This is a genomic window from Rhodococcus sp. HNM0563, assembly GCF_012726195.1.
Lineage (GTDB): Bacteria > Actinomycetota > Actinomycetes > Mycobacteriales > Mycobacteriaceae > Rhodococcus.
In genome coordinates this window covers 452,241-464,558 of the sequence record NZ_JAASAF010000003.1, presented here as the reverse complement: position 1 = coordinate 464,558, position 12,318 = coordinate 452,241, and the positions used below count along the sequence as shown (strand labels likewise).

The following is a 12,318-nucleotide window of genomic DNA, read 5'->3' as shown; positions in this document are numbered from 1 at the left end:
AGCTGCGCTTTCAGGAACGCCGCGGCGGTTAGGGTGTCGCCATGGCGATCAAGGACCTGCGCGGAACCAGATTTCTCGTTACGGGCGCGGCCAGCGGAATCGGCCGCGCTCTCGCTCTCGCGGCAGCCCGCGAGGGAGCCGATCTCATCCTGACCGACCTTCAGCAGGACGGTCTCGACAGCGTTGTCGACGCCGTGCGCGCAGGCGGCGGGACCGTACTGCATTCCGCAGCGTTCGACATCTCGGACTACGACGCCGTCACCGCGTTCGCGCACGCCGTCCACGAGCGTTGCGAGTCGGTCGACATCGTCGCCAACGTTGCGGGGGTGTCGGTGTGGGGCACCGTCGACCGTCTCCAGCACAAACACTGGAAGCTCATGGTCGACGTCAACCTCATGGGGCCGATCCACGTCATCGAGAACTTCGTGCCACCGATGATCGCGGCCGGTCGCGGAGGGCACCTCGTCAACGTGTCGTCGGCCGCGGGGCTTCTCGCATTGCCGTGGCATTCGGCGTACAGCGCCAGCAAGTTCGGGCTACGTGGCGTGTCGGAGGTACTGCGGTTCGACCTCAAACGCGACAAGATCGGTGTTTCGCTCGTGGTGCCCGGAGCCGTGGCCACCCCGCTGGTCGACACGGTGGACATCGTCGGCGTCGATCGCGACGCGCCCGCAGTCCGGAAACTGACGGGGCGTTTCGTCAAGCACGCGGCATCGCCAGAGAAGGTCGCCGAGTGCATTCTCACCGGTATCAGGAAGAACCGCTTCATGGTGTACACGTCGTTCGACACCAGGTTCGGCTTCTGGTGGGCACGCAAGTTCGCCCCGCCCTACAACCTCGTGATGCAGGGCGCCAACGACTACTTCCGAAAAGTTCTACGTTCGAGCACCGCAAAGTAGCCGGGGCTGCCCGCGAAACCGATCTAGGCGTCGCGCCGGAGTGCGGCGTGCAAGTGGTGGGTGAGCGGGGTGTCGGCGTGCGCCATCCACAGGTCGTAGGTGAGCGTGTCGCCGTCGAGGACGTAGCGACGCTTCAGTTCGTGCACCGGCTTCGCATCGGGCGAGCGTTCGAGAACTACCGCGGTGAGGTCGAGCACTCCCTGGGTGAGTCGACCGCGCTGGATCTCGACGAAGCCCGTCGGCTGCGACACGAGCAGTTCGATGTCCTCGCCACTGTTGCGCAGATACCCGTTCTCGGTGTGCAGCGGTCGCGCCTCGGTGCGGTGACGGGTCCGGCTCACGTACATCAGAAACGGTTTGCCGGGGATCGAGGCGAACTCGATCGTCTCGTCGTACGAGAAGTCGTCGATGGTCGGGTAGTGGCCTTCGCCGCCTCCCACCCAGCGACCCGCGAACGCGGCGAGTTCGCCGAGCGGGTCGTTCTCGGCCGGATTATCGGACATCGGTAACTCCTTGCGGGTGGGCTGCGCGTGTGCACCCGCCATCCTTCCGCAGAGAGTTACCGTTGTCGCATGAACCAGCAGTGGGGTGTCGATTCCGAGGTGGGTGCGCTCACCTCCGTGATGCTGCATCGGCCCGGCGCGGAACTCGAGCGGCTCACCCCTCGGAACAACGATCAACTGTTGTTCGATGCGTTGCCGTGGGTCGCGCGAGCTCAAGAGGAACACGACGCGTTCGCCGAGGTGCTGCGGAGTCGTGGTGTGGAAGTGCTCCTTCTCTCGGATCTGCTCACCGAAACCCTCGAGGTCAGCGGGGCTGCGCGGGTGCAGAGTATTTCGTCGGCCGTCGATCCGCGTCGCCTGGGGCACTCGCTGGCCAAGGAGCTCGCCGGTCATCTGCGCACCGTTGCCGCACCCGAACTCGCCCGAATCCTGATCGCAGGAATGACTTTCGACGAATTGCCCGCGGCGGGCATGGGTTCGCCACCGTCGCTGGTGCGGCTGATGCACCACGGCCCGGATTTCGTGATCGAGCCGCTCCCCAACCTGCTCTTCACCCGGGATTCGTCGTTCTGGGTGGGCTCCCGAGTGGCGATCTCGACGCTCGCGCTGCCCGCAAGGCGACGGGAAACCAACCTCACCGACCTCATCTACGCGTTTCACCCGAAGTTCCTCGGTGTACGACGGGCGTACGAGTCGCACACGGCTCCCGTCGAAGGTGGCGACGTGTTGCTCCTCGCGCCGGGCGTGATCGCGGTGGGGGTCGGGGAGCGAACCAGCCCCGCAGGGGCAGAAGCATTGGCACGCAGCGTCTTCGAAGACGGTCTTGCTCACACGGTACTTGCCGTGCCGATCGAGCAGCGACGCGCGTCGATGCATCTCGACACGGTCTGCACCATGGTCGACGTCGACGCCGTCGTGATGTATCCCGCCATCCGCGACACGTTGGAGGCGTTCACGATTCGACGCGAAGACGGGTCCGCGCGGATAACGGGACCACGGCCGTTCCTCGAAGCAGCGGCCGACGCAATGGGTATCGAGAAGCTCCGGATGATCGACACGGGGCTCGATTCCGTTGTCGCGGAGCGGGAACAGTGGGACGACGGGAACAACACCCTTGCGGTCGCACCGGGGGTGGTCATCGCGTACGAGCGCAACGTCGAGACCAATACGCGACTCGAGGATTCCGGAATCGAAGTGCTGCGGATCGCCGGGTCGGAGCTGGGCTCCGGCCGCGGCGGTCCGCGGTGCATGTCGTGCCCGCTCGCGCGGGCGGCGCTGTAGCAGCGCGTCAGAGAATATCGCGAACCTTGTCGACGGGGCGTGCGAGCACCGTTCCCTTATCGGTGACGACGAGGGGGCGTTCGATGAGGATGGGGTTGTCGACCATCGCGACGAGCAGTTCTTCCTCGGATGCTTCGGCGAGATTCAGCTCTTTGTAGAGCGATTCCTTCTTCCGGATCGCTTCGCTGGGGCGCAGTCCCGCGTCGTCGAGGAGTTTGCGCAGGCCGTCGCGCGACGGCGGGGTATCGAGGTACTTCACGATCGTGGGTTCGAGGCCTTCCTCGCGCAGGAGCGCGAGGGTGTTGCGAGACGTGCTGCAGCGAGGATTGTGGTAGATCGTTGCGGTGTGTGCCATGTCTCGATTGTGCCCCGCCGGTACGGCTGTCGGAAATGTCTATGTTGAGCGTGGTTGTCCGCCCAATTAACATTTCCGGGTCAATCTGTTCACACCATGTGGCTCAATCGTGAAAGGCCCGGGGGAATGCTCAAAGGTTTCAAAGATTTTCTGCTGCGCGGAAACGTCATCGAACTCGCCGTCGCAGTCGTGGTGGGCGCGGCGTTCACCGCGATCGTCACCGCGTTCACCGATAACATCATCAATCCGCTTGTCGCGGTGGTCGGCGGCAACAATGAGATGGGCTTCGGCTTCAAGATCCTCGCGTCGAACGAGGCGACCTTCATCAACCTCGGTGCTGTGATCTCGGCGGTGATCAACTTCATCATCATCGCTGCGGTCGTCTACTTCGTGCTGATCGTGCCGGTCAACGCAGCCAAGGCCCGCTTCGCCCCGGACAAGGAACCGGAGGACGAGCCGCTCAGCGAAACGGACCTGCTCATCCAGATCCGCGACCTGCTCGAGAAGGGCAGCTACAACACCGTCGACGACGACCTCGACGGTCGCCACAGCGACAAGGCTCGTGTCTGATCGTCGCGAACCCCCGGCCCTCCTTCTTCCGGTCGAAACGTCTGGGAGACGCTGCTAGCCTGCAATGATGCTCGATATCGTGATCGATTCGGACTCGTCTGTCCCGCCGTTCGAGCAGCTTCGCCGACGGATCGTCGAACTCGTCCGGGACGGGGAGTTGATCGCCGGTACGAAGCTGCCCACCGTGCGCGCCATGGCCGAGACCCTCGGGATCGCGCCGAACACGGTGGCGAAGACGTATCGGGAGCTCGAGCAGCTCGGGGTCCTCGAAACCCGCGGGCGGGCCGGGACGTACATCGCGGATTCGGGCGATCCCACACGGTCGCTCGCACAGCAGGCCACTACCGAATTCGTCGCGGCCGTACGGGTGCTGGGAATGTCCGACGAGGAGATCGTCGACTTCGTCGAGGCTGCGCTGCGCGCCTAGAGTGCGACTTCCGCGAAAGCGACACAATTTCGGGGCAATGAAGGAAAGTTGGAACATATGACTGTTCCTGAGGGCAGGACCGACGACGCAGCCGCCGCTGTTGTCGCCGGACCACTGGATACTCCGCCGACCGACCCACCTCGTAGCCGCACCGACCGCGTCGTGTTCGGAATCTCCGCCGCCATGGTTGTCGCCATAGTCGTGTGGGGTCTCGCGGCTTCGGACAACTTCAGCTCGGTGACCGGATCCGTTCTCGACTGGATCGTCATCGAGATGGGCTGGCTGTTCGTCCTCTCGGCGACAGCCTTCGTCATTTTCGTGTTGTGGATCGCAGCAAGCAAATACGGCCGGATACCACTCGGCAAAGATGACGAGGTGCCCGAGTTCCGCACCGTCAGCTGGATCGCCATGATGTTCAGCGCGGGGATGGGCATCGGATTGATGTTCTTCGGCGTGTCCGAGCCGGTCTCGCACTACGTGACAGCGCCTCCCGGTACCGATGGCGGAACCGGAGTTGCGATGGCGACCACGATGTTCCACTGGAGTCTTCATCCGTGGGCGATCTACGCGGTGGTGGGCCTGGCCATCGCCTACGGAACCTTCCGAAAAGGCCGCAAACAGCTGGTGAGCGCCGCGTTCATTCCGCTTCTCGGGCGCCGAGCCGAAGGCCCCATCGGCAAGCTCATCGACATCCTTGCCCTCTACGCGACACTGTTCGGAACCGCTGCGTCGCTCGGCCTGGGCGCATTGCAGATCGGGTCGGGATTCGAGGTCACCGGATGGCTCGAGACGGCTGGGGTAGGACTCCTCGTGGCGATCGTCGCCGTGCTCACCCTCGCGTTCGTCGCGTCCGCGGTATCGGGAGTCGCGAAGGGCATCCAGTGGCTCTCGAACATCAACATGGTGCTTGCGGGTGTCCTCGCGCTGTTCGTGTTCGTGCTCGGCCCGACGATCTTCATCCTCAACCTCATTCCCACCACACTCGGCGCCTACGCTGCCGACCTCGCCGAGATGTCGGCTCGCACTGCGGCATCCGGTCCGGAAGCAGGCGAGTGGCTCTCCAGTTGGACGATCTTCTACTGGGCCTGGTGGATTTCGTGGGCGCCGTTCGTCGGCATGTTCCTGGCGCGGATCAGCCGTGGGCGCACCATCCGTGAATTCGTCATCGGCGTGATGATCGTGCCGAGTGTCGTGAGCCTGCTGTGGTTCGCCGTCTTCGGTGGCGCCGGGATCAATCAGCAGGAGCAAGGGTACGACGTCGCCGGTGCCGGAAGCGTCGAAGAACAGCTGTTCGGCATGCTCGACCACCTACCGCTCGTGGGTATTTCCACCGTCGTCGTGATGGTGCTCGTGTCCATCTTCTTCGTCTCGGGCGCCGACGCCGCATCGATGGTCATGGGCAGCCTCACACAACGGGGAACGCTCACACCGAGCCGCGGCGTCGTCGTGTTCTGGGGTGGTCTGACCGGCGGTGTCGCAGCGCTGCTGCTGTGGACAGGCGGCTCCGAAGCGCTCAATGCACTACAGACGATGACGATCATCGCCGCCGCGCCGTTCGTGATCGTGATGATCGGTCTGTGCGTGTCGCTCTACCGAGATCTGAGACGAGATCCGATCATCACCGGTGGTCGGCGACGGCGACTGCTCAGACGCGTCGAGTGACGCGCGGGCACGCGGCATTCGCGGTCGAGGTGACGGATCCACAGCCCGGATACAGTGTCCTCGTGATCGGGACGGTCGCCGCCGCCGAGGCATTCGCGGCGCGCGTCGGGCCGGGCGGCGTGATCCGAAGCAGCCGCACCCTGGCCGACGCGACCGGCACCTCCGATCTCGTCTGCGGGTTCGGGGTGCCGGAGTTCCGCGACAGCGACACGTCGCGGCTCAGCGGCATCGCGGAGCTGCTCGCCCCCGCCGGGCAACTGTGGGTATTCGATTCACCGGCGGCCGGCGAGTCGGCCGGGTTGCTGTCGATGCGCATCAGCACGACCCTCTCGCATGCGGGACTCGCGATCGTCGACATACTCGAAGGGCGGTGCGTGATCGGTGTCTGTGCCATGGTGAAAGGATGAGCGCCGCGCGCGACCTCCTGGCCACCTTCGAAGAGTTCCTGCGAGTGCAGATTCCGGTCCACGTCCGATGTTGGGACGGCTCCGAAGCGGGACCGCCGGACGCCGAGGCCCGCGTCGAATTCCGCAACCGCCGGGCGCTGCGCCGTGTGCTGTGGGCTCCCAACGAACTCGGATTGAGCCGCGCGTACGTCAGCGGCGACCTCGTGGTCGACGGCGATCTCTACGCGGTTCTCGGGCTTCCGGACCTCGTCGACAGACTCGGCAGCCGCACGCTGCGCGACACATCGCCACGTGAGTTCGCACGTCTGGCGCGGAAGTTCGCCGCGCTCGGCATCATCGGACCCTCTCCGCGACCACCCTCGGTGGAGATCCCTCGCCGGCGCGGTGCCCTGCACAGCAAACGACGCGACGCGCAGGTGGTCTCGCATCATTACGACGTCGGAAACGACTTCTACAGGCTGTTTCTCGGCCCCTCGATGGTGTACTCGTGCGGCTACTGGAGCCGGCCGGAAACCGGCACACCCGGCCTCGAGGACGCACAACACGACAAGGTCGACCTGGTCTGCCGGAAACTCGGACTCGAACCGGGCATGAGGCTCCTCGACGTCGGCTGCGGGTGGGGAGCGATGGCGCTGCATGCGGCGCAGCACTACGGCGTCGATGTCCTGGGCGTCACGCTCAGCGCCGAACAGCGCGACTTCGCGCAGGCGCGTATCGCTGCGGCAGGCATGTCGGATCGCATCGAGATCCGGCTGCAGGATTATCGCGACATCGACGAGACCCCGTTCGACGCGATCTCGAGCATCGGTATGTCCGAGCACGTCGGGGCGACCAAGCTTCCCACGTATGCGCAGCACCTGCACGAACTGCTGGTCCCGGGTGGGCGATTGCTCAACCATGCCATCGCGTCGGTGGTGCACCGGCCCGATCCCCGCAGTCGTCCCGCTACCTTCATCGACCGCTATGTGTTCCCTGACGGGGAGATACTGCCGCTGAGTCGTACCCTCGATGCGTTCGAACGCGCGGGCCTCGAAGTCCGCGACGTCGAGGCGCTGCGCGAACACTATGCGCTGACATTGCGTGCGTGGGTCGCGAACCTGCAGGAATCGTGGGAGGAGGCGAGCTCGCTCGTCGGAGCCGACCGAGCTCGAACCTGGTTGCTGTACCTCACCGCGAGCGCACTCGGCTTCGAGGAACCGGGCCGTCTGACGATCAACCAGGTACTCGCGGTACGTCCCACCTCTACCGGCGCGAGCAACATGCCGCGGACCCGTCACGAATGGCTCTCGAGCGGGTGATGTCCCGGACTCCGACGGTGCGCCTGACGGGAGTTGTCGGCACCTCGCAGTAGCGTGACCGCAGCCCGCTGTTGCACTGCGAGAGGGGAGTCACGGATGGCCCGCACAGACCGCTTCGACGGAATTCTGGAACGGGGCTGGGACCGTTTCCGCACTCGACTTGCGGGCCGGATCGCGGCGCTCGGAAAAGGCGAGCAGATCGACCTCGCCGCCGAGACCACAGGTGAACATCTCACCCTGGTGAAGATCGTCGCGCTCGATGCGAGGTGTATCGAGGTCGAGATGTCGGGAATCGGCCCCAGCATCAGCCCGGTACGTCAGGCCGACGAGATCGCGCACCACGTCGTCGCTGCGCTGCGTGAGGTGTACGGCGTGCTGCATCCCACCTTCCTGCGCAGCGACGAGCCCGACACTCCCCGCGCACTGCGCTCGCGTGTCGGTGAGGCACTCCGGCTACAGTTCGGGCGGCCGATCCCTCTCGACGCCGACGGAGATTTTGTCGTCGTCGTCGATTCCCAGGCGGTATTCGTCGTGGTCGACGACAGCGCTCGCACCATCCAGCTGTGGGCGCCGCTGCTGCACGGCATCACCGGGCGTGCGCGGGCTGCCGAGGAACTACTCGAACTCAACCGCGCATGGCCACACATCAAACTGCTTCTCGTCGAAGATCGGCTCGTGGCGACGATCGACGTGATGGGCGACCCGTTCGTGCCCCGGCACCTCGCCGACCTCTTCGGTGCGCTGAGAGTGCTTCTCGGCACCATCGACACCGGATTCGCACAGCGCTTCGACGGGGAGCGGTACACCGGCGACACCGATGCAGAGCCCACACTGTTCGACGAACCGACGGTGTTCGACGAACCGAGCTGACCGAGCCGGCCACGCACTGTCGGGGTCGGGAAAGTCAACGCCAGCTGGGCAACCACAGTTCGCTGTGCCAGTGCGCCACCGTGATCGGCAACCCGGTCAGGATCGGCCACAACCACACGAAGTTCGCGACCACCAGACCCACGTAGAGGCACACCACGAGCAGACCGGTGGTCCGCCTCTCCTGCGACGCGTACCGCTGTCCCAGCACCTCACCGAGGACCAGCGTGATCGCCATGACGAGGAACGGCGCGAGCGGAACCGCATAGAAGTAGTACATCTGCCGGTCGAGGCTCGCGAGCCACGGCAGAATGCCCGCTCCGTAGCCGGTGAGCACCGCAGCCCAGCGCCAATCGCGGCGGACCAGCATCTGCCACAAACCCCACCCGAGGACGGGCACCGACACCCACCACAACGCCGGAGTGCCGATGAGCATGACGGCCTTGACGCATTCGTCGGCTCCGCAGCCGTCGATGTTCGACCCGTCCGCGTAGTAATACAGCATCGGGCGCAGCCCCATGGGCCACGTCCACGGCTTCGACTCCCACGGATGGATGTTGCCCGCGGAATTGGTCAGACCCGAGTGGAACTTCAGCACACTCGCGCTGTAGTACCACAGCGACCGCAGTGCATCCGGCACGAACGAGAAGGCGCTGTCGTGACCGATCTGATTGCCCACGGCATGGCGGTAGACCCCGGTCTCGCTGGCGAACCATGCCCAGAACGTCGCCAGATAGACGCCGACGGGGATCACCACCAGCGCATACAGGGCGGGACCGATATCGCGGAGCGCGGTGCCGATCCACGGTCGCTGCACACCGTAGGCGCGGCGCGCAGCGAGATCGAACGCCACCGACATCAGACCGAAGAACGCAATGAAGTACAGCCCGGACCATTTGGTGCCCACGGCCAGACCGAGCAGGACACCGGCCCCGAAACGCCACCACCGGACCCCGAAGCGAGGCCCCCACACCGAGTCGCGGAGGCGACCCTCGGCGTACACGCGGGCCATACGGCGACGGATATCGTCGCGGTCGACGAGCAGGCATCCGAATGCGGCGACGACGAACACCGCCTGGAAGATGTCGAGCATCCCCATCCGCGACGAGACGAACGTGACCCCGTCGACGATGAGGAGCAACCCGGCAACGGCACCGAGCATCGTCGAACGCGTCATCCGGCGCACGATGCGCACAACCAACAGCACCAGGACGACTCCGGCGACGGCGGACGAGATCCGCCAACCCCAGCCGTTGTAACCGAACAGTGCTTCCCCGACCGCGATGAGCTGCTTACCTACCGGCGGGTGCACAACGAGCCCGTATCCCGGGTTGTCCTCGATCCACCCGCCGGTGAGGACCTGCCAGCCCTGCGGGACGTAGTGCTTCTCGTCGAACACCGGCGTCCTGGCGTCGGTCGGATAGTTCAGCATCGTGAAACGGGTGATGGCCGCGAGAACTGTGACGAACGCCGTGACGACCCAACCGCGTGTCCGATCGGTCAGGGCCGACTGCGGAGGTGGTACCAGCGGAGCGGGGCTCGAGAGGCGGCGGTGCGGGGCCTCGGAAGGGCGCAGGTCCGTCGCGGTCACAATCCGATCGTAGGCTGAACCGCATGCAGGCAGAAAATCCGGGACAACAGGGGAATCCGGGACAACACGCGAATCCGGGGCAGGGTCGGCTCGTGCTGGCCGCGACACCGATGGGCGATATCGGCGACGCATCCAAGCGGCTCTGCGATGCGCTGGCCACCGCCGACGTTGTCGCGGCAGAGGACACCCGTCGCACCAGGTCTCTCGCCTCCGCGCTCGGCGTGACCATCACGGGCCGTGTCGTGAGCTTCTACGACCAGGTCGAAGTGTCGAGGGCGCCCGCGTTGATCGCCGATATCGAAGGCGGCCGCACGGTGCTGCTCGTCACCGATGCGGGCATGCCGTCGGTGAGCGATCCCGGTTACCGGCTGGTCTCCGCATGCGTCGAGGCCGGCCTGCCCGTGACGTGCCTGCCGGGCCCGTCCGCGGTGACCACCGCACTCGCGTTGTCGGGGCTGCCCGTCGAACGCTTCTGCTTCGACGGATTCCCGCCCCGTAAACAGGGGCAGCGCCGCACCTGGCTGGCGACACTCGCGACCGAGCCACGGGCCGTGGTGTTCTTCGAAGCGCCGCACCGACTGGCCGCGTGCCTGGTCGATGCCGCCGAGGTCTTGGGCGGAGAACGCCGCGCCGCGGTGTGCCGCGAGCTGACGAAGACCTACGAGGAGGTCAAACGCGGAACCCTCGCCGAGCTCTCCGAGTGGGCAGCGGGCGGGGTTCGAGGTGAAATCACCGTCGTGCTCGAAGGCGCCACCCCACGCAGCAGCGATCCCGCCGATCTCGTCGATGACGTCGAAGAGCTCGTCGCAGATGGTGTCCGGCTCAAGGACGCCTGTGCGCAGGTCGCTGGGACCTCCGTATCGAAGAAGGAGCTGTACGACGCGGTGCTGGCCGCTCGGCGCGTCTGACCTCAACTCCGGTACACCGCGGGCATACACTTTCCGTCCATCGGATCACCCACCGGACGACGAGCAGGAGAAGTGCATGGACGCTGTCAACGATTTCCTCGTCGAGGTAGCGGGGGTGGTGTGGGGTCCGTATCTGCTGATTCCGCTACTGCTCGGGACGGGTCTGCTCCTGACCATCCGGCTTCGTGGTGTGCAGTTCCGCAAGTTGGGACCCGCCCTCAAGTTGGGGCTGATCACCCGTAACGATCCCGGTGCCGCCGAAGGCGACATCTCTCAGTACCAGGCGTTGACGACCGCACTGGCGGCCACGGTCGGCGTCGGCAACATCGCCGGTGTCGCGACGGCCATCTATCTCGGCGGTCCCGGAGCGCTCTTCTGGATGTGGGTGACGGGCCTGCTCGGTATGGCGAGCAAGTATTCGGAGGCTTTCCTCGGGGTCAAGTACCGCACCCGGGATGCCAAGGGTGAGCAGAGCGGCGGCCCGCAGTACTACCTGGCACGCGCGATCCCGAACAGGTTCGGGCTCGTCCTCAGTCTCGTCTTCGCCGTGTTTGCGGTGCTCGCGAGCTTCGGTATCGGCAACATGACGCAGGCCAATACTGTCGCGACGCAGATGGACGGCACGTTCGGGGTGCCGACGTGGGTCAGTGGGGCCGTCATGACGGTGCTCGCCGCCGCTGTGCTCCTCGGCGGAATCAAGTCGATCGGGCGGGTCACCGCCGGGTTCGTGCCCGCAATGATCGTTCTGTATGTCGGTGCGGGCATTCTCGTGCTCGCGGTCAATTTCGGCGAGATTCCCGCAGCCCTCGGCCTCGTGTTCTCCGATGCGTTCACCGGAACGGCAGCGACCGGCGGTTTCATCGGATCGGTGTTCATGGCCGCGATGCGCTACGGCGTCGCACGCGGCATCTTCTCCAACGAGTCGGGCATGGGTAGTGCCGCGATCGCGGCCGCCGCAGCCCGGACGACGCACCCGGTCCGGCAGGGCCTGGTGTCGATGACGCAGACATTCATCGACACCATCATCGTGGTCACCTTCACCGGCATGGTCATCATCACCACCGGTGCCTGGCAGTCGGGCGAGGAGGGCGCCGCGATGACCTCCACGGCGTTCGCAGACGGCCTCGGCGGTGACTGGGGCCACTGGATCGTGGCGATCTCCGTCGTGTTCTTCGCTTTCTCGACGATCCTCGGATGGTCGTACTACGGCGAGCGGTGCGTCGAACGTCTCGTCGGCCGCGGTGGTGTGGTGCCGTACCGCGCGATCTTCGTGGTCGTCGTGTTCATCGGCGCGACCACCGAACTCCAGGTGGTGTGGAACTTCTCCGACGTGATGAACGGTCTGATGGCGCTGCCGAACCTCATCGGCCTGATCCTGCTGTCCGGGATGATTGCGCGCGAGACGAAGGCTTATCTCGACCGAGACCCGTATCTGCTCGGGGAGCCACCTGCCCGGGAACCGGACAACGCCTAGCCGACAACGGAAGGTGTCGGAGATACGCAACGGCCGGACGATCATCGATCGTCCGGCCGTTGCTCTCCCGATTCAG

At 65.4% G+C, this 12,318-nt stretch carries 13 protein-coding genes; 10 read left to right on the top strand and 3 right to left on the bottom strand.

The window, feature by feature from the left end:
* The first annotated feature begins 41 nt into the window (after positions 1-41).
* Positions 42-899 (top strand): SDR family oxidoreductase, encoded by an 858-nt coding sequence (locus tag HCA61_RS09150; protein WP_169687819.1) that lies wholly within the window; start codon positions 42-44, stop codon positions 897-899.
* Between the two features lie 23 nt (positions 900-922).
* Here HCA61_RS09150 and HCA61_RS09145 read toward each other — a convergent pair whose 3' ends face one another.
* Positions 923-1,402, bottom strand: coding sequence for an FABP family protein (locus HCA61_RS09145; RefSeq protein WP_169687818.1), 480 nt, complete (start codon positions 1,400-1,402; stop codon positions 923-925).
* Between the two features lie 69 nt (positions 1,403-1,471).
* Here HCA61_RS09145 and arcA point away from each other — a divergent pair, with 69 nt between their 5' ends.
* Positions 1,472-2,683: an arginine deiminase gene (gene arcA, locus HCA61_RS09140; protein WP_169687817.1), complete on the top strand. Its 1,212-nt coding sequence runs from the start codon at positions 1,472-1,474 to the stop codon at positions 2,681-2,683.
* Between the two features lie 7 nt (positions 2,684-2,690).
* On the opposite strand, the gene arsC is transcribed toward arcA, so the two are convergent.
* The gene (gene arsC / locus HCA61_RS09135; protein ID WP_169687816.1) at positions 2,691-3,038 is read right to left on the bottom strand and encodes an arsenate reductase (glutaredoxin); all 348 of its coding nucleotides are present in this window, start codon (positions 3,036-3,038) and stop codon (positions 2,691-2,693) included.
* Positions 3,039-3,164: 126 nt separating this feature from the next.
* Here arsC and mscL point away from each other — a divergent pair, with 126 nt between their 5' ends.
* The 6 genes from mscL to HCA61_RS09105 all read left to right on the top strand — a co-directional run bounded on the left by mscL (position 3,165) and on the right by HCA61_RS09105 (position 8,272).
* Positions 3,165-3,608, top strand: coding sequence for a large conductance mechanosensitive channel protein MscL (mscL, locus tag HCA61_RS09130; RefSeq protein WP_169688006.1), 444 nt, complete (start codon positions 3,165-3,167; stop codon positions 3,606-3,608).
* A 67-nt stretch (positions 3,609-3,675) separates the two neighbouring features.
* Entirely contained in the window at positions 3,676-4,035 is a 360-nt protein-coding gene (locus tag HCA61_RS09125; RefSeq protein WP_169687815.1) for a GntR family transcriptional regulator, read from the top strand.
* A gap of 183 nt (positions 4,036-4,218) precedes the next feature.
* The gene (locus HCA61_RS09120; RefSeq protein WP_240959110.1) at positions 4,219-5,697 is read left to right on the top strand and encodes a BCCT family transporter; all 1,479 of its coding nucleotides are present in this window, start codon (positions 4,219-4,221) and stop codon (positions 5,695-5,697) included.
* 62 nt (positions 5,698-5,759) lie between these two features.
* Positions 5,760-6,104, top strand: a complete 345-nt coding sequence (locus HCA61_RS09115) for a hypothetical protein (RefSeq protein WP_169687813.1) — start codon at positions 5,760-5,762, stop codon at positions 6,102-6,104.
* Positions 6,101-7,402, top strand: coding sequence for a cyclopropane-fatty-acyl-phospholipid synthase family protein (locus HCA61_RS09110; RefSeq protein WP_169687812.1), 1,302 nt, complete (start codon positions 6,101-6,103; stop codon positions 7,400-7,402). Before HCA61_RS09115 ends, HCA61_RS09110 begins: the two co-directional genes overlap by 4 nt.
* Before the next feature lie 96 nt (positions 7,403-7,498).
* Positions 7,499-8,272, top strand: coding sequence for a hypothetical protein (locus HCA61_RS09105; protein ID WP_169687811.1), 774 nt, complete (start codon positions 7,499-7,501; stop codon positions 8,270-8,272).
* Between the two features lie 34 nt (positions 8,273-8,306).
* Here the strand turns inward: HCA61_RS09105 and HCA61_RS09100 are convergent, their stop codons facing one another.
* Positions 8,307-9,860 (bottom strand): phospholipid carrier-dependent glycosyltransferase, encoded by a 1,554-nt coding sequence (locus HCA61_RS09100; protein WP_346777525.1) that lies wholly within the window; start codon positions 9,858-9,860, stop codon positions 8,307-8,309.
* A 23-nt stretch (positions 9,861-9,883) separates the two neighbouring features.
* Between HCA61_RS09100 and rsmI the strand changes: the two genes are divergently transcribed.
* Together rsmI and HCA61_RS09090 are read left to right on the top strand one after the other, a co-directional pair.
* Positions 9,884-10,768, top strand: a complete 885-nt coding sequence (gene rsmI / locus HCA61_RS09095) for a 16S rRNA (cytidine(1402)-2'-O)-methyltransferase (protein WP_169687809.1) — start codon at positions 9,884-9,886, stop codon at positions 10,766-10,768.
* A 76-nt stretch (positions 10,769-10,844) separates the two neighbouring features.
* Positions 10,845-12,242 carry a sodium:alanine symporter family protein gene (locus HCA61_RS09090; RefSeq protein WP_169687808.1) on the top strand — a complete coding sequence of 466 codons (1,398 nt, stop codon included), beginning with the start codon at positions 10,845-10,847 and terminating at the stop codon, positions 12,240-12,242.
* The last annotated feature ends 76 nt before the right edge of the window (positions 12,243-12,318 follow it).

Bases quoted from the DNA above. Each gene is read 5' to 3' on its own strand.
- HCA61_RS09090 (WP_169687808.1), top strand. From the start codon at position 10,845: ATGGACGCTGTCAACGATTTCCTCGTCGAGGTAGCGGGGGTGGTGTGG.
- HCA61_RS09125 (WP_169687815.1), top strand. From the start codon at position 3,676: ATGCTCGATATCGTGATCGATTCGGACTCGTCTGTCCCGCCGTTCGAG.
- HCA61_RS09110 (WP_169687812.1), top strand. From the start codon at position 6,101: ATGAGCGCCGCGCGCGACCTCCTGGCCACCTTCGAAGAGTTCCTGCGA.
- rsmI (WP_169687809.1), top strand. From the start codon at position 9,884: ATGCAGGCAGAAAATCCGGGACAACAGGGGAATCCGGGACAACACGCG.
- HCA61_RS09105 (WP_169687811.1), top strand. From the start codon at position 7,499: ATGGCCCGCACAGACCGCTTCGACGGAATTCTGGAACGGGGCTGGGAC.
- HCA61_RS09150 (WP_169687819.1), top strand. From the start codon at position 42: ATGGCGATCAAGGACCTGCGCGGAACCAGATTTCTCGTTACGGGCGCG.
- arcA (WP_169687817.1), top strand. From the start codon at position 1,472: ATGAACCAGCAGTGGGGTGTCGATTCCGAGGTGGGTGCGCTCACCTCC.
- arsC (WP_169687816.1), bottom strand. From the start codon at position 3,038: ATGGCACACACCGCAACGATCTACCACAATCCTCGCTGCAGCACGTCT.
- HCA61_RS09120 (WP_240959110.1), top strand. From the start codon at position 4,219: ATGGTTGTCGCCATAGTCGTGTGGGGTCTCGCGGCTTCGGACAACTTC.
- HCA61_RS09145 (WP_169687818.1), bottom strand. From the start codon at position 1,402: ATGTCCGATAATCCGGCCGAGAACGACCCGCTCGGCGAACTCGCCGCG.
- mscL (WP_169688006.1), top strand. From the start codon at position 3,165: ATGCTCAAAGGTTTCAAAGATTTTCTGCTGCGCGGAAACGTCATCGAA.